Source organism: Prodigiosinella confusarubida (genome assembly GCF_002847015.1).
Taxonomy (GTDB): domain Bacteria; phylum Pseudomonadota; class Gammaproteobacteria; order Enterobacterales; family Enterobacteriaceae; genus Prodigiosinella; species Prodigiosinella aquatilis.
The window spans coordinates 3,965,654-3,982,244 of the sequence record NZ_CP025085.1 but is presented as its reverse complement, the minus strand read 5'-3'; the positions used below and the strand labels follow the sequence as shown (position 1 = coordinate 3,982,244).

Below are 16,591 nucleotides of genomic sequence, written 5' to 3'. Positions count from 1 at the left end.
GGCGAAAACTGAAGCTTATTAGCTTAAGGGATCATAATGCAGAACGGCGCAATGAAGGCCTGGCTGGATTCCTCCTATCTGGCGGGCGCGAACCAGTCCTACATAGAGCAGCTCTATGAAGATTTTTTAACTGATCCGGATTCTATCGATCTCAGCTGGCGTTCGATTTTTCAACAATTGCCTACCACTGGGGTCAAACCGGACCAACTTCACTCTAAAACCCGGGAATACTTTCGCCGCCTGGCGAAAGATACAACACGCTATACTTCTTCGGTAAACGATCCGGACAGTGATGCCAAGCAGGTTAAGGTATTGCAACTTATCAATGCTTTCCGTTTCCGCGGTCATCAGCTTGCTGATCTTGATCCACTTGGCTTGTGGAAACGGGAGATCGTTCCTGACCTGGATCTTGCCTATCATCATCTGACGGAAGATGACCTGAACGAAACCTTTAATGTGGGTTCGTTTGCGATTGGCAAGGAAACCATGAAACTGGGTGAACTGTATTCTGCGCTGAAACAGACCTATTGCGGTTCGATTGGTGCAGAGTACATGCATATCACCAATACGGAAGAAAAACGTTGGATTCAGCAACGTATTGAGTCGGTTGTCGGTCAACCAAATTTCAGCGTTGAAGAAAGAAAGCGTTTCCTCAAAGAGCTGACTGCTGCTGAAGGATTGGAACGTTATCTGGGCGCCAAATTTCCGGGAGCCAAGCGTTTCTCGCTGGAAGGTGGGGATGCCCTGATCCCGATGTTGAAAGAGATGATTCGCCATGCCGGTAAAAACGGTACGCGAGAAGTTGTGTTGGGGATGGCGCATCGTGGCCGTCTGAATGTACTGATTAATGTGCTGGGTAAACAGCCACAGGAACTGTTCGATGAGTTCTCTGGCAAACATAAAGAACATCTTGGCACCGGTGATGTCAAATACCATCAGGGTTTTTCTTCTGACGTTGACACTGAAGGCGGTAAAGTGCATTTGGCGCTGGCATTCAATCCTTCCCATCTGGAGATTGTCAGTCCGGTGGTGATAGGGTCGGTTCGCGCCCGTATTGACCGTCTCGATCAGCCAAGTAGTTCGTTGGTTTTGCCAGTCACTATTCATGGTGATGCGGCAATGGCCGGTCAGGGTGTGGTTCAGGAAACCCTGAACATGTCCAAAGCTCGCGGTTATGAAGTCGGTGGTACGATCCGTATCGTGATCAACAATCAGATCGGTTTTACCACATCTAATCCGCTTGATGCTCGTTCTACCGAATACTGTACCGATATCGGCAAGATGGTGCAGTCACCTATTTTTCACGTGAACGCTGATGATCCAGAAGCTGTGGCCTTTGTCACCTGTTTAGCGCTGGATTTCCGTAACACCTTCAAGCGTGATGTATTCATCGATCTGGTCTGTTATCGCCGTCATGGTCACAATGAAGCGGATGAACCCAGTGCTACCCAACCGATGATGTATCAGAAGATCAAAAAACATCCGACACCGCGCAAGATTTACGCCGATCGCCTGGAACAGCAGAAGATTGCTACGTTGGAAGACGCCACCGAGTTGGTTAATCTCTATCGTGATGCGCTGGATGAGGGTGAATGCGTTGTTGAAGAGTGGCAGCCGATGGATATGCACTCTTTCACCTGGTCACCGTATCTCAACCATGAATGGGATGAAGAGTATCCTCATAAAGTTGAGATGAAACGATTACAGGAACTCGCCAGACGGATTAGTGAAATTCCTGAAGCCATAGAGATGCAGCCGCGTGTCATTAAGGTTTATAAGGATCGCGCGGAAATGGCTGAGGGTCGGAAACTTTTTGACTGGGGTGGTGCCGAGACACTGGCTTACGCTACATTGGTTGATGAAGGTATTCCGATACGCCTGTCTGGCGAAGATACCGGGCGTGGCACGTTTTTCCATCGTCATGCCGTCGTGCATAACCAGAAAAATGGCTCAACGTATACTCCGCTGGCGCATGTTCATAATTCCCAGGGCGAATTCAAAGTATGGGATTCGGTACTGTCTGAAGAAGCCGTTCTGGCCTTTGAATATGGTTATGCAACAGCAGAGCCCCGTACGTTGACTATCTGGGAAGCCCAGTTTGGTGATTTTGCCAATGGTGCTCAGGTGGTGATTGACCAGTTCATCAGTTCTGGTGAGCAAAAATGGGGGCGGATGTGTGGCCTGGTGATGTTATTGCCGCATGGTTATGAAGGGCAGGGGCCTGAACACTCCTCCGCACGTCTGGAACGTTATCTGCAATTATGTGCTGAACAGAATATGCAGGTCTGTATTCCATCAACACCAGCTCAGGTTTACCACATGCTGCGCCGTCAGGCATTGCGTGGCATGCGTCGACCTCTGGTGGTAATGTCACCGAAATCACTGCTGCGTCATCCACTGGCTACGTCTTCACTGGATGAACTGGCTAATGGGCATTTCCAGCCTGCAATTGCTGAAATTGACGCGTTGGAGCCAAAGGCAGTGAAGCGCGTCGTCCTCTGTTCCGGTAAGGTTTACTATGATTTATTGGAACAGCGTCGTAAAAATGAGCAGAAAGATGTGGCGATTGTTCGCATTGAGCAGCTTTATCCGTTCCCGCATCAGTATGTACAAGCGGCACTGGAAGCTTTTGCTCATGTGCATGATTTTGTCTGGTGTCAGGAGGAACCGCTTAACCAGGGAGCCTGGTATTGCAGCCAACATCATTTACGTGAGGTGATTCCTTTCGGAGCATCTCTACGGTATGCCGGGCGTCCGGCTTCTGCTTCACCTGCCGTCGGCTATATGTCCGTACACCAGAAACAGCAGCAAGATCTGGTTAATGACGCGCTGAACGTTGATTAAATTAGAAGGATAAATAATGAGTAGCGTAGATATTCTCGTTCCTGACCTGCCTGAATCGGTTGTAGATGCTGCCGTAGCCACTTGGCATAAAAACCCGGGTGATAGCGTTCAGCGCGATGAAGTGTTGGTTGAGATCGAAACGGATAAAGTGGTTTTAGAGGTTCCAGCTACTGAAGCGGGCATTCTTGATGTCATTCTGGAAAATGAAGGCGCAACGGTAACTTCCCGTCAGGTCTTGGGGCGTCTTCGTCCGGGAGACAGTACGGGTAAAGAAAGCAGTGAAAAACCACAGAGCAAAGAGTCTACACCTGCCCAGCGTTACACCGCGGCGTTGGAAGAAGAAAATAATGATGTGCTTAGCCCGGCTATTCGTCGCCTGATTGCTGAACATGATCTGGATGCTACAGCCATTAAAGGCAGTGGAGTTGGTGGTCGCATCACGCGTGAAGATGTGGAAAAACACCTGGCCGCCCAAAGTAAGGAAAGTACGAAGACAGTGACACCGACGCCAGTGACGGATGCCGTAGAGACACCGGTACTAGGTGGCCGCAGTGAAAAACGAGTCCCGATGACTCGTCTGCGCAAGCGTGTTGCTGAACGCCTGCTGGAAGCGAAGAACAGTACTGCCATGCTGACGACGTTTAATGAGGTCAACATGCAGCCGATTATGGACATGCGTCGCCAATACGGTGAAGCATTTGAAAAACGTCATGGTGTTCGTCTTGGCTTTATGTCTTTTTACATCAAGGCCGTTGTCGAAGCGCTGAAACGCTACCCGGAAGTGAATGCGTCTATTGATGGTGAAAATGTGGTTTATCACAACTACTTTGACATCAGTATTGCGGTTTCAACGCCACGTGGCCTGGTGACTCCGGTTCTGAAAGATGTTGACGCCTTGGGTATGGCGGATATCGAGAAAAGAATCAAAGAGTTGGCGGTAAAAGGTCGTGACGGCAAACTGACGGTTGAAGAGTTGACCGGTGGCAACTTTACCATTACTAACGGTGGTGTGTTCGGTTCACTGATGTCTACCCCGATTATTAACCCGCCGCAGAGCGCTATTCTGGGTATGCATGCCATTAAGGATCGTCCGATGGCGATTAACGGCCAGGTAGTGATCCTGCCGATGATGTATCTGGCGCTTTCTTATGATCACCGTTTGGTTGATGGACGCGAGTCTGTTGGCTTCCTGGTTACCATAAAAGAGATGCTGGAAGATCCTGCTCGTCTGTTGTTGGACGTATAAAGCTGTTTGGGCGGCATAATCAATTTTATGCCGCCTGTCGAGAGTGCTATGCAGGCCGTTGTCATAACGGCTTTATCCAAAATACAAGAAAGTCCCGGGACTTATCTTCAAACTTAAATGGATAGAACATCATGAATTTACACGAGTATCAGGCAAAACAACTCTTTGCTCGGTATGGTTTACCCGCACCCACCGGTTATGCCTGCACCACGCCGCGTGAGGCAGAAGAAGCTGCATCAAAAATTGGTGCTGGTCCCTGGGTGGTCAAGTGTCAGGTTCATGCCGGTGGTCGAGGCAAGGCTGGCGGCGTCAAGGTCGTAAAAAGTAAAGAAGACATCCGCGCCTTTGCGGAAAATTGGCTGGGTAAGCGTCTGGTGACTTACCAGACTGATGCCAATGGTCAGCCAGTAAGCCAAATTCTGGTGGAAAGTGCTACCGACATTGATAAAGAACTCTATCTGGGTGCAGTGATTGACCGTGCCAGTCGTCGTGTTGTCTTCATGGCTTCCACTGAAGGTGGCGTTGAGATTGAGAAAGTGGCTGAAGAAACGCCGCATCTGATTCATAAAGCTGCCTTGGATCCGCTGACTGGTCCTCAACCTTATCAAGGACGTGAGTTAGCGTTCAAGCTGGGTCTCAGCGGTAAGCAGGTTACTCAGTTCACCAAGATTTTTATGGGGCTGGCAACCATGTTCCTGGAACGTGATCTGGCATTGGTGGAAATCAATCCATTAGTCATCACCCAACAGGGTGATCTGGTGTGTCTGGATGGCAAACTGGGCGTTGATGGCAATGCCTTGTTCCGTCAGCCGGAATTACGTGAGATGCATGATGCCAGTCAGGAAGATCCGCGTGAGGAGCATGCTGCCCAGTGGGAGCTTAATTATGTGGCTCTGGATGGCAACATCGGTTGTATGGTGAATGGCGCCGGTTTGGCAATGGGCACCATGGATATTGTCAAATTGCATGGTGGCGCGCCAGCTAATTTCCTGGACGTGGGCGGTGGTGCAACGAAAGAACGTGTAACAGAAGCTTTTAAAATTATTTTATCGGATGACAAGGTAAAAGCGGTGCTGGTGAACATTTTCGGTGGCATCGTGCGTTGTGATTTGATTGCTGACGGTATTATCGGGGCGGTAGCAGAAGTGGGGGTAAATGTGCCTGTCGTTGTGCGTCTCGAAGGTAACAATGCAGAGCTGGGAGCGAAGAAATTGGCGGACAGCGGTTTGAATATCATTGCTGCGACCAGTCTGACGGATGCGGCTCAGCAAGTGGTTGCTGCAGTGGAGGGTAAATAATGTCCATTCTGATCGATAAAAACACCAAAGTTATCTGCCAGGGTTTGACTGGTAGCCAGGGTACCTTCCACTCTGAACAGGCGATTGCTTATGGTACACAAATGGTCGGCGGTGTAACGCCGGGTAAAGGTGGTACCGAGCACCTCGGACTGCCGGTGTTTAATACTGTGCGCGAAGCGGTAGAGGCCACTGGTGCCACTGCATCAGTTATTTATGTACCGGCTCCATTCTGTAAAGATTCTATCCTGGAAGCTATTGATGCTGGCATTCAGTTGATTATCTGTATCACCGAGGGGATCCCGACCCTCGACATGCTGAGCGTAAAGGTCAAGCTGGAGCAAAGCGGTGTTCGTATGATTGGACCTAACTGTCCGGGCGTCATTACGCCAGGTGAGTGTAAAATCGGTATTATGCCGGGCCATATTCACCTGCCAGGTAAAGTGGGCATCGTCTCCCGCTCAGGTACATTGACTTATGAAGCCGTGAAACAAACGACGGATATTGGTCTGGGGCAGTCGAGCTGTGTTGGTATTGGTGGTGATCCGATCCCCGGCTCAAACTTTATTGATATCCTGAAGCTGTTTGAGCAGGATCCCCAAACCGAGGCTATTGTGATGATCGGTGAGATTGGTGGTACTGCCGAGGAAGAGGCCGCTGCTTATATTAAAGAGCATATTACAAAACCAGTCGTCGGCTACATAGCCGGGGTGACCGCGCCAAAAGGTAAACGAATGGGTCATGCCGGGGCAATTATTGCCGGTGGTAAAGGAACTGCAGATGATAAATTCGCAGCACTGGAAGCTGCCGGTGTTAAAACGGTTCGTAGTCTGGCTGATATTGGCGACGCAGTAAAATCTGTGCTGACACGCTAGAGCCACACTACAGGACATATTCCTACGCTAGTGTGTAATATTTTTAAAGTTCGACATGTTTGGCCACCTTCGCGTGGCCTTTTTTGTATCGTCATTATTAATATGCATATAAATAACTTTTGCGAAATTAAAATATATCAAATCCGCAACAATATTATAACAATGCTGATTATTAATTATAATTTTTGATAATTGGGATCAACGTACATTTTTTTTAATTTAAGTAAAAAATATATTATCGATAGCGATGATTTGAAACTTAAGAATTACATAAAATTAACAATGCGGCTAATAAAAAATTAAATAACATCGATAGTTAACATAAACGTGAATAATTGTTTCAGATCAATAAAATCTACCCGGTGTTATTTCTCTAATAATGCTAAATTGCGTCAGATCAATTGCATTCTGGGGTGTATATGTGAGAAGGGTTGATATAGAATCAAAAACCCAATCTACATCACGTAAAAACTTATTTATTGTAGATAATTAGAGGCGTAATATACGGTTACTCTATTTGGGTATGATATTTGTAATACCAATGTTCTCTTTTGAGTCTACTTGTTGGATTTACTATACTTATTTGCAATGTGTATATACTTGATAGATTTCATGATGCAGGAAGGTGGCAAGTGAATGAGGTCTGATGAGCTTACTTAAATAAGTGATTCGGGTGAGTGAACGACGCTAACATTACTGTAACTTGAAAGATCATGGGTATCAGCCTGCGCTGAAGCATTTTTTGTGCTTTTTAGGGTATTACTGCCGGGTGTTTAGCAGCTTGTCTATACTGAAAGCTAAAACCTTCCTGCGAGGAGCAAGGAGTCAAGATGTTAGATATAGTCGAACTGTCGCGTTTACAGTTTGCCTTAACAGCGATGTATCATTTCCTGTTCGTTCCATTAACGTTAGGTATGACGTTTATATTGGCGATTATGGAAACGGTATATGTCCTGTCTGGTAAACAAATCTATAAAGATATGACGAAGTTTTGGGGCAAACTGTTTGCAATTAACTTTGCACTCGGTGTTGCCACTGGACTAACCATGGAGTTCCAGTTTGGTACTAACTGGTCTTATTTCTCGCATTATGTCGGGGATATCTTCGGTGCACCTCTGGCTATTGAAGGCCTGATGGCGTTCTTTCTGGAATCCACGTTTATCGGGTTGTTCTTCTTCGGTTGGGATCGTCTGGGCAAAGTTCAGCACATGACGGTTACCTGGCTGGTCGCTCTGGGATCTAACCTCTCTGCACTATGGATTCTGGTTGCGAATGGCTGGATGCAGAATCCCATCGCCTCTGATTTCAATTTCGAAACCATGCGTATGGAAATGATGAGCTTTAGTGATCTGGTGCTGAACCCGGTAGCTCAGGTGAAGTTTGTTCATACTGTGGCCGCAGGTTATTGTACTGGTGCGATGTTTGTTCTTGGTATCAGTTCTTTCTATTTGCTGAAAGGCCGAGATGTTGCTTTTGCCAAACGCTCATTTGCAATTGCAGCCAGTTTTGGCATGGCCGCCGTGTTGTCTGTTATTGTGCTGGGTGATGAATCCGGTTATGAAATGGGTGACGTACAAAAAACCAAACTGGCTGCCATTGAAGCTGAGTGGGAAACCCAGCCGGCACCTGCTGCTTTTACGCTGTTTGGCCTGCCAAATCAGGATTCGATGGAGAATAAGTACTCTATTCAGATCCCTTATGTGCTTGGCTTGATCGCTACCCGTTCTACCGATAAAACGGTTACCGGTCTGAAAGAGCTTATGGCGCAACATGAAGTCCGTATCCGCAATGGTATGAAAGCCTACCAATTGCTGGAGCAGTTACGTGCGGGTAATACTGATCCCTCAGTACGTGAGGCTTTTAATAAAGCCAAGAAAGATCTGGGTTATGGCCTGCTGCTGAAACGCTATACGCCCAATGTATCCGATGCAACTGAAAATCAAATCAAGCAGGCAACAAAAGATTCTATTCCGCGTGTTGCTCCGTTGTATTTCGCCTTCCGCATTATGGTGGCCTGTGGCGGTTTGATGTTGCTGATCATCGGCCTCTCCTTCTGGTCAGTGCTGAGAAACAAAATTGGTCATAAAAAGTGGCTGCATCGTGCGGCATTGTATGGCATCCCACTGCCGTGGATTGCTGTCGAATCAGGCTGGTTTGTCGCCGAGTATGGTCGTCAACCTTGGGCAATTGGTGAAATATTACCAACCGCTGTTGCCAACTCGTCGTTGACTGCCGGAGATATCCTGTTTTCTATGGGGCTGATTTGTGGTCTGTATACGTTATTCCTTGTCGCAGAAACTTATCTGATGTTCAAGTATGCGCGTCTCGGTCCCAGTAGCCTGAAAACGGGTGCCTACCACTTTGAACAGCCGATTGCAGCTGCGCAGGACGCACGGTAACAGGAGTCCGCTATGTTTGATTATGAAGTATTGCGTTTTATCTGGTGGCTGCTGATTGGCGTGTTGCTGATCGGTTTTGCGGTTACCGATGGTTTTGACATGGGTGTGGGCATCCTGGTTCGCCTGATGGGCCGAAATGATGTCGAGCGCCGGGTGATGATCAATTGCATTGCTCCCCATTGGGATGGTAATCAGGTGTGGTTGATAACTGCTGGTGGTGCATTGTTTGCTGCATGGCCAACGGTTTATGCCGCTGCATTCTCTGGGTTCTACGTTGCGATGATTCTGGTGCTGGCCTCATTGTTCTTCCGTCCGGTCGGTTTCGACTACCGTTCCAAGATTGAAGACTCACGTTGGCGCAATATGTGGGATTGGGGCATTTTTGCCGGTAGCTTTATCCCGCCAGTTGTTATTGGCGTGGCTTTCGGTAATCTGCTGCAAGGCGTTCCATTCCATATGGATGAATATCTGCGCTTGTACTATACCGGTAACTTCTTCCAGCTTCTGAACCCGTTCGGATTACTGGCTGGTATCGTCAGCCTGAGCATGATTCTGGCTCAAGGTGCGACTTACCTGATGATGCGTACAACCGGCGAATTGCACATTCGTTCCAAAGTCGCGGCTCAGGTGTCATCACTTCTGTTGGTGGTTACGTTTGCACTGGCCGGCGTATGGGTTGTTTATGGTATTGATGGCTATGTCATCACTTCTGTGATTAATACGGCTGCCGAATCTAATCCGCTACACAAAGAAGTTGTTCGTCAGGCGGGAGCATGGATGATTAATTTCAATAAATATCCGGTGCTGTGGGCTATTCCGCTGTTAGGTGTGGTATTGCCGCTATTGACAGCAATGATGGCCCGGTTAGGAAAAGGCGCAATGGCATTTCTGTTCTCTTCGCTGAGTATTGCATGTGTCATTCTGACAGCCGGTACGGCTATGTTCCCATTCATTATGCCGTCTGTAACCATGCCGAATGTTAGCCTGACCATGTGGGATGCGACATCCAGTTTGTTTACGCTGCAGGTAATGACTGTCGTGGCGATTATCTTCGTACCGATTGTGTTGGCTTACACTTGCTGGTGTTACTACAAGATGTTTGGCCGTATTACCAAAGAGCATGTTGAGCAGAACTCTCATTCGCTGTATTAAGTAAGGAGCATAATTTATGTGGTATTTTGCCTGGATACTAGGAACGCTTCTTGCTTGTTCGCTGGGAATTGTTACTGCCCTGGCGCTTGAGCAGAGTGAAACAAGCAAAGCGGTGAAAGATAAATCACAATGAGTCGTCTTGTTGATAATCTCTATCGTTTAATGGACAAAGGCCCGTTCCGGGCCTTTTCCCTGATCATGGCGCTTTTGCTGGCTGGGTGTGTGTTTTGGGAACCGGCACGTTTCGCTGCCAAAACCAGTTCTCTTGCTGTCTGGCAAGGTTTTTTACTGGTTTGGGCGGTGTGTGCTGGTGTCGTCCATGGGACGGGTTACCGACCGCAACGTTTGCGGTGGCGAGCTATCTTCTCTCCTCTTCCTGCATTTGTGATTCTTGTCTCAGGATTGTATTACTACTTCTTGTAAACGAATCTTTAATTCCTTTTTGTTATGGGTTGTAAACAGCCCATAATTATTTACTTTCCTGTACATACTTCCGATTCCAAACACCATCCCTCTTGCGTATAGTAACGAGGTTTATCGCATTGCTGGGATGTAAAGTGAGTAATAAGGTGTTCCGCTGGCCAGTACGCGTCTATTTTGAAGACACTGATGCAGGTGGGGTAGTTTACCACGCCCGTTATGTTGCCTTTTATGAAAGGGCTCGGACAGAAATGTTGCGTAAGCATGGTTTTCATCAGCAGTCGCTGTTGGAAGAACACATTGCTTTTGCTGTTCGTAAAATAGCAGTGGAGTACCTTGTTCCAGCGCGTCTTGACGATTTGTTGGAAGTGCAAAGCGAGATCGTTTTGATACGTGGAGCTTCTCTGACTTTCGCTCAGCGTATTCTCAATTCGCATGGTAGTGTGCTAAGCCATGCTGAGGTCTTGATCGTCTGTATCGATCCACATCAAATGAAGCCGATTGCGCTTCCTAAGTCTATTGTCGCGGAGTTTAAGCAGTGACTGACATGAATATCCTTGATTTGTTCCTGAAGGCTAGCCTTTTGGTTAAACTTATCATGCTAATTTTAATCTGTTTTTCTATCGCTTCCTGGGCAATCATCATTCAGCGTACGCGTATTCTGAATGCGGCGGCTCGTGATGCTGAAGCATTTGAAGACAAATTCTGGTCGGGTATTGAATTATCACGTCTTTATCAGGAGAGTCAGACTCGCCGGGAAAGTCTGACGGGAACAGAACAAATTTTTTATGCGGGCTTTAAAGAGTTTGCTCGCCTGCACCGGGCAAACAGCCATGCGGCAGAAGCTGTGGTTGAAGGTGCATCCCGTGCGATGCGTATTTCCATGAATCGCGAACTGGAAAGTTTGGAAACGCATATTCCATTTTTGGGTACCGTGGGTTCCATTAGCCCTTATATTGGGCTTTTCGGTACTGTATGGGGGATCATGCATGCCTTTATTGCTCTTGGTGCGGTAAAACAGGCAACGTTGCAGATGGTGGCTCCGGGCATCGCCGAGGCATTGATTGCCACGGCTATCGGTTTGTTTGCTGCCATTCCGGCTGTGATGGCATTTAACCGCCTGAATCAGCAGGTAAACAGGCTCGAGCAGAATTACGATAACTTTATGGAAGAGTTTATTGCCATCCTGCATCGTCAGGCATTCTCCAGCGAAAATAGTCGTTAATCAGGAGGATAGCATGGCACGTGTACGTCGTGGTCGCCGGGCGCTGAAGTCCGAGATTAATATTGTTCCACTGTTGGATGTATTGCTGGTATTGCTGCTCATTTTTATGGCGACGGCACCGATTATTACCCAAAGTGTGGAAGTCGATTTGCCGGATGCAACAGAGTCAAAAACGGTTTCCAGCAATGACACCCCTCCAGTGATTGTTGAGGTATCTGGCGTCGGGCAGTACAGCTTGGTCATTGATCATAATCGTATGGAGCAGTTACCGCCGGAGCAGGTTGTAGCAGAAGCGCAGTCCCGCTTATCGGCGAATCCCAAAACGATATTTTTGATTGGCGGAGCGAAAGATGTTCCATATAACGAAATTATCAAAGCATTGAATTTGTTACATCAGGCTGGTGTGAAATCTGTAGGCTTGATGACGCAACCGATTTAAATAGGTTGGTTTGTTAATGAGCGTTAGTCATTTTTCTGGCAACACTGTTTTTGGAAACCACTTGTGCTAAAGGCAAACGAACAAAACGACAAGTTAAAACGTGCCGTAATTGTCTCGGCAGTTTTGCACATCATTCTGATTGTGTTGCTGGTTCTGAGTTCATCGAACCAGAATATGGATGCTAGTGGCGGCGGCGGCGGTTCATCGATTGATGCGGTCATGGTCGATCCCAATGCGGTTGTTGAACAGTATAACCGCCAGCAACAGCAACAGACCGATGCCAAACGTGCTGAACAGTTACGCCAAAAACAAGCTGAACAGCAGGCTGTCGAGTTACAGGAAAAACAGGCGGCTGAGCAGCAGCGTCTGAAAGAATTGGAGAAAGAACGCCTACAGGCTCAGGAAGAGGCTAAAAAACAGGCTCAGCAGCAGGCTGAACAACGTAAACAAGCAGAAGAAGCGGTACTGCAAGCCAAAGAACAGCAAAAACAAGCTGAAGCGGCAGCCGCCAAGGTGAAGGCTGAGGCTGAACAGCAGGCGAAAGCCGCGGCGGCAGCGAAGAAAAAAGCGGAAGATGAAGCCAAGAAACAGGCAGCAGCGGAAGCGAAGAAAAAAGCGGAAGATGTTGCCAAGGCAAAAGCAGCAGAGTTAGCGAAACAAAAAACGCAAGAAGAAGCAAAAGCCAAGGCTGCAGCAGCCGTAGCAGCCAAAGAAAAAGCTGCGGCAGATGCAGCCAAAAAAGCCGAAGTGGCAGCCGCCGCCAGGAAAAAAGCGGCTGAAGATAAAAAGAAAGCGGCTGCTGAAGCGGCTAAACAAGCCAATACTGTTGATAATTTGCTAGGTGGTCTGGCTTCTTCGAAGAATGCCCCCAAAAGTGGTAGTAGTGCGACGGCAAATGCCGGTAATGCACCCGCTGGTGTTGGCAACAACAAGAAAAGTGGTGCTTCTGGTGCTGCACTTGACAGCTATGGCAGTCAGGTCAGAGCAGCTATTCAGAGTAAATTCTATAATTGGGAGTCATATAAGGGGCGTACTTGTACATTACGGGTGAAATTGGCGCCAGACGGTTTACTGGTTGATGTTCAGACTGAAGGTGGCGATCCCGCTTTATGTCAGGCCGCAACTGCTGCGGCTAAGCAGGCCAGAATTCCTAAGCCACCTAGCCGGGAAGTGTACGAAGCTTTTAAAAACGCGCCGATAGATTTTAAACCGCAATAATTATGTCACTTACCAGTATGGGTTTGAGACTATTACTATGGTAAGTGGGCTGGGTTATAGTGTTTTGTTGATATTGGTTTGTTGAGATTCTGCTGTTTATCATAGGCTAAGAGCCTGGATAAGGGAGATAAAATGAAGCAGGCATTTAAAGTTGTGTTGAGTTTTTTAATGCTGTGGGCATCTGTACTACATGCAGAAGTGCGTATAGAAATAACCCAGGGTGTCGACTCTGCACGCCCGATTGGTGTTGTTCCGTTCAAATGGGTTGGCCCTGGTGCTGCACCGGCAGACATTGGTGGCATTGTAGGAGCGGACTTGCGTAACAGTGGGAAATTCAATCCAATTGATCCGAGTCGTATGCCTCAACAACCAGGAAGTGTTGCTGAAATCACGCCAGCAGCATGGACTGCACTGGGTATTGATGATGTGGTTATTGGTCAGGTTCAACCGAGTGCTGATGGGTATGTAATTTCCTATCAGCTTGTCGATGTTTCCGGTAGCACGGGTAACGTCCTGTCACAAAACCAGTTTAAGGTAACGAAACAATGGTTACGTTATGCGGCACATACCGCCAGTGATCAAATATTTGAAAAACTGACCGGTATTAAGGGCGCTTTCCGTACCCGTATTGCTTATGTGGTTCAAACCAATGGCGGTAAATATCCCTATGAGCTGCGTGTAGCTGATTATGATGGTTACAACCAGTTTGTCGTTCATCGCTCTCCTGAACCGCTGATGTCACCAGCCTGGTCGCCGGATGGCAGCAAACTGGCCTATGTAACGTTTGAAAGTGGTCGCTCGGCATTGGTTATCCAAACGCTGGCTAACGGGGCTATCCGTCAGGTCGCTTCATTCCCTCGTCACAATGGCGCACCCGCATTCTCTCCTGATGGCACTAAATTGGCGTTTGCACTTTCCAAAAGTGGAAGCCTGAATCTGTATGTCATGAATTTGAGTTCTGGACAGATTAGCCAGATAACGAATAGTCGCAGTAATAATACGGAGCCGACTTGGTTTCCAGATAGCCAGACACTGGCCTATACTTCTGACCAGACCGGGCGTCCCCAGATATACAAGATTAGCGTTAACGGTGGACCGTCTCAGCGTCTGACGTGGGAAGGGCCTCAGAATCAAGAGGCGGAAATCAGTAATGATGGTAAATTTATGGTGATGGTGAGCACTAACAATGGTGCTCAACACATTGCCAAGCAAGATCTGGTAACGGGCGCTGTTCAAGTATTAACGGACTCGTTCCTGGACGAAACGCCAAGTATTGCGCCTAACGGTACCATGGTGATCTACAGTTCTGAACAAGGATTGGGATCCGTGCTTCAGTTAGTCTCGACTGATGGACGTTTCAAAGCGCGCCTTCCGGCTACTGATGGACAGGTTAACTCTCCTGCTTGGTCGCCGTATTTATAAATGCAAACAAATATGTATAACCTATTCAAAGGACATAAAAATGCAATTCAATAAAGTACTGAAAGGCCTCATGTTGGCTTTGCCGGTGCTGGCCGTTGCCGCATGTAGCTCTAATAAACATGCTAACAATGACCAATCGTCTACGGACGGAACGGGAATGGGAATGGAAAACAATGGCAATATGTCATCTGCTGAACAGGCTCGCTTGCAGATACAAAAATTGCAGCGCAACAATACCGTTTACTTTGATCTGGACAAGTATGATATCCGCTCTGACTTTGCGCAGATGCTGGACGAGCATGCTGCCTTCCTGCGTAATAATCCGTCTTACAAAGTGACTATCGAAGGTTACACGGATGAACGTGGTACTCCAGAGTACAATATCGCGTTGGGTGAACGTCGTGCTAACGCGGTACAGATGTATTTGCAAGGTAAAGGCGTTTCGGCTGACCAAATCTCTATCGTTTCTTACGGTAAAGAAAAACCCGCTGTTCTGGGTCATGATGAAGCGGCTTACGCTAAAAACCGTCGTGCTGTCCTGGTATATTAAGAGAATCGCATGAACAGTAACTTCAGACATCATTTGTTGAGTCTGTCGTTACTGATTGGCGTAGCGACCCCTTGGGTCGCTACTGCCCAGGCACCAATCAGTAATGCCGGCTCCGGCTCGATAGAAGATCGAGTCATTGAACTTGAGCGTATCGCTAACGCTCGTGGTCAGCTTTTAACCGAACTTCAGAAACAAGTCTCGGCGACTCAAGACGAGATTGATAGCTTACGCGGCCAAATTCAGGAAAATCAGTATCAGTTGCAGCAGGTTGTTGAGCGACAGAAACAAATATATCAACAAATTGATGGACTGAGTTCCAAAGGGGGACAGCCGTCTTCTGCGGCAGCGGAAGGCAGCACAGCAACGACACCTGATGCTGGCGCAACAAATACCAGCAGCACTTCTCCGGCCGCTGTGCCTGCCAGTTCGGGGGATGCAAACAGCGACTATAATGAAGCCGTAGCTTTAGTGCTTGAAAAAAAGCAGTATGATCAAGCCATTGTTGCATTCCAAAATTTTATCAAGAAATATCCTGATTCTACTTTCCAGCCAAATGCCAACTATTGGCTTGGGCAACTGTACTACACCAAAGGTAAAAAAGACGATGCGGCATATTATTTTGCTAATGTCGTCAAAAATTATCCTAAATCCCCCAAAGCATCTGAAGCGTTATTCAAGGTTGGGGTAATCATGCAAGAAAAAGGTCAGCCTGATAAGGCAAAAGCAGTATATCAGCAGGTTATTAAAATCTATCCCAACACTGAAAGCGCCAAACAGGCACGGAAGCGTTTGACGGCTTTGTGATTCTTTTCGGTAAGCACAAAAATCACTCATCCCGTGTGATTTTTGTGCTTTATTGCGTGAAGAACAAGCAGTCGGACCTTTTGTGTGGGAAATAGGTTGCACTGAGAAATTATATTAGTAATATATGCCGCCGTTGCCAAGGCAAGACTGAATCGCTAAAGCAGCTGTAAATTTGGGTCGTTAGCTCAGTTGGTAGAGCAGTTGACTTTTAATCAATTGGTCGCAGGTTCGAATCCCGCACGACCCACCAAATTTCAAGAAATACTATTTTTTCTTTGTAGAATTCCGCGTTGCGGGTCGTTAGCTCAGTTGGTAGAGCAGTTGACTTTTAATCAATTGGTCGCAGGTTCGAATCCCGCACGACCCACCATTTCAAATTACGCTGATTGTCTTTATTCCACCAAAACGGCATGTTGCACATATCGTGTGGGTGAGAACCTGCGTTCAGGTTCGAGCCGAGCGAAAGCGAGACAACAACGCGATAGCGTTGACCCGGAGGGTGAGGCCAAAGGCCGAATCATCCCGCACGACCCACCATTTCAAATTACGCTGATTGTCTTTATTCCACCAAAACGGCATGTTGCACATATCGTGATGGTGGAACTGCGCACGAATTGCAGTCCTGTAAAACTGGCACCGCTCACAACAATCCTCTTACAAGGAGAGTCTGTGTCGATGCCAGCCATGCGTGATCTACCTCTG

Annotated in this window: 15 protein-coding genes, 2 tRNA genes and 1 other RNA gene; all 18 read left to right on the top strand. The window is 47.5% G+C overall.

What is annotated here, in order from left to right:
• Positions 1 to 36: 36 nt before the first annotated feature.
• The 18 genes from sucA to CWC46_RS18010 all read left to right on the top strand — a co-directional run bounded on the left by sucA (position 37) and on the right by CWC46_RS18010 (position 16,426).
• A complete protein-coding gene (gene sucA / locus CWC46_RS18095; protein ID WP_021015137.1) occupies positions 37 to 2,844 on the top strand; it encodes a 2-oxoglutarate dehydrogenase E1 component in 2,808 nt (935 codons plus the stop codon).
• A gap of 16 nt (positions 2,845 to 2,860) precedes the next feature.
• Positions 2,861 to 4,090: a 2-oxoglutarate dehydrogenase complex dihydrolipoyllysine-residue succinyltransferase gene (gene odhB, locus CWC46_RS18090; RefSeq protein WP_021015138.1), complete on the top strand. Its 1,230-nt coding sequence runs from the start codon at positions 2,861 to 2,863 to the stop codon at positions 4,088 to 4,090.
• 131 nt (positions 4,091 to 4,221) lie between these two features.
• Positions 4,222 to 5,388 carry an ADP-forming succinate--CoA ligase subunit beta gene (gene sucC, locus CWC46_RS18085; protein WP_021015139.1) on the top strand — a complete coding sequence of 389 codons (1,167 nt, stop codon included), beginning with the start codon at positions 4,222 to 4,224 and terminating at the stop codon, positions 5,386 to 5,388.
• Positions 5,388 to 6,260, top strand: a complete 873-nt coding sequence (gene sucD, locus CWC46_RS18080) for a succinate--CoA ligase subunit alpha (protein ID WP_021015140.1) — start codon at positions 5,388 to 5,390, stop codon at positions 6,258 to 6,260. The genes sucC and sucD overlap by 1 nt, the downstream gene beginning before the upstream one ends.
• Positions 6,261 to 7,090: 830 nt before the next feature.
• Complete coding sequence (cydA, locus tag CWC46_RS18075) at positions 7,091 to 8,659, top strand: cytochrome ubiquinol oxidase subunit I (RefSeq protein WP_021015141.1); 1,569 nt, start codon at positions 7,091 to 7,093, stop codon at positions 8,657 to 8,659.
• A gap of 12 nt (positions 8,660 to 8,671) precedes the next feature.
• A complete protein-coding gene (gene cydB, locus CWC46_RS18070; protein WP_021015142.1) occupies positions 8,672 to 9,811 on the top strand; it encodes a cytochrome d ubiquinol oxidase subunit II in 1,140 nt (379 codons plus the stop codon).
• A gap of 16 nt (positions 9,812 to 9,827) precedes the next feature.
• A complete protein-coding gene (gene cydX, locus CWC46_RS18065; protein ID WP_021015143.1) occupies positions 9,828 to 9,944 on the top strand; it encodes a cytochrome bd-I oxidase subunit CydX in 117 nt (38 codons plus the stop codon).
• Positions 9,941 to 10,234: a cyd operon protein YbgE gene (ybgE, locus tag CWC46_RS18060; protein ID WP_021015144.1), complete on the top strand. Its 294-nt coding sequence runs from the start codon at positions 9,941 to 9,943 to the stop codon at positions 10,232 to 10,234. Before cydX ends, ybgE begins: the two co-directional genes overlap by 4 nt.
• Positions 10,235 to 10,368: 134 nt before the next feature.
• A complete protein-coding gene (gene ybgC / locus CWC46_RS18055) occupies positions 10,369 to 10,773 on the top strand; it encodes a tol-pal system-associated acyl-CoA thioesterase (RefSeq protein WP_037380766.1) in 405 nt (134 codons plus the stop codon).
• Positions 10,770 to 11,456 carry a Tol-Pal system protein TolQ gene (gene tolQ, locus CWC46_RS18050; RefSeq protein ID WP_021015146.1) on the top strand — a complete coding sequence of 229 codons (687 nt, stop codon included), beginning with the start codon at positions 10,770 to 10,772 and terminating at the stop codon, positions 11,454 to 11,456. The genes ybgC and tolQ overlap by 4 nt, the downstream gene beginning before the upstream one ends.
• Positions 11,457 to 11,469: 13 nt before the next feature.
• Positions 11,470 to 11,895 carry a colicin uptake protein TolR gene (gene tolR / locus CWC46_RS18045; RefSeq protein ID WP_021015147.1) on the top strand — a complete coding sequence of 142 codons (426 nt, stop codon included), beginning with the start codon at positions 11,470 to 11,472 and terminating at the stop codon, positions 11,893 to 11,895.
• A 63-nt stretch (positions 11,896 to 11,958) separates the two neighbouring features.
• Complete coding sequence (gene tolA / locus CWC46_RS18040) at positions 11,959 to 13,113, top strand: cell envelope integrity protein TolA (protein WP_021015148.1); 1,155 nt, start codon at positions 11,959 to 11,961, stop codon at positions 13,111 to 13,113.
• A gap of 132 nt (positions 13,114 to 13,245) precedes the next feature.
• On the top strand, positions 13,246 to 14,535 hold the full coding sequence (gene tolB, locus CWC46_RS18035) for a Tol-Pal system beta propeller repeat protein TolB (RefSeq protein WP_021015149.1): 1,290 nt from the start codon (positions 13,246 to 13,248) through the stop codon (positions 14,533 to 14,535).
• A gap of 40 nt (positions 14,536 to 14,575) precedes the next feature.
• Complete coding sequence (gene pal / locus CWC46_RS18030; protein ID WP_021015150.1) at positions 14,576 to 15,085, top strand: peptidoglycan-associated lipoprotein Pal; 510 nt, start codon at positions 14,576 to 14,578, stop codon at positions 15,083 to 15,085.
• 9 nt (positions 15,086 to 15,094) lie between these two features.
• The gene (cpoB, locus tag CWC46_RS18025; protein WP_021015151.1) at positions 15,095 to 15,889 is read left to right on the top strand and encodes a cell division protein CpoB; all 795 of its coding nucleotides are present in this window, start codon (positions 15,095 to 15,097) and stop codon (positions 15,887 to 15,889) included.
• Between the two features lie 174 nt (positions 15,890 to 16,063).
• Positions 16,064 to 16,139 (top strand) — tRNA-Lys (locus tag CWC46_RS18020).
• A gap of 44 nt (positions 16,140 to 16,183) precedes the next feature.
• Positions 16,184 to 16,259, top strand: a tRNA-Lys gene (locus tag CWC46_RS18015).
• A gap of 40 nt (positions 16,260 to 16,299) precedes the next feature.
• Positions 16,300 to 16,426: non-coding RNA, RtT sRNA (locus tag CWC46_RS18010), on the top strand.
• Positions 16,427 to 16,591 lie beyond the last annotated feature (165 nt).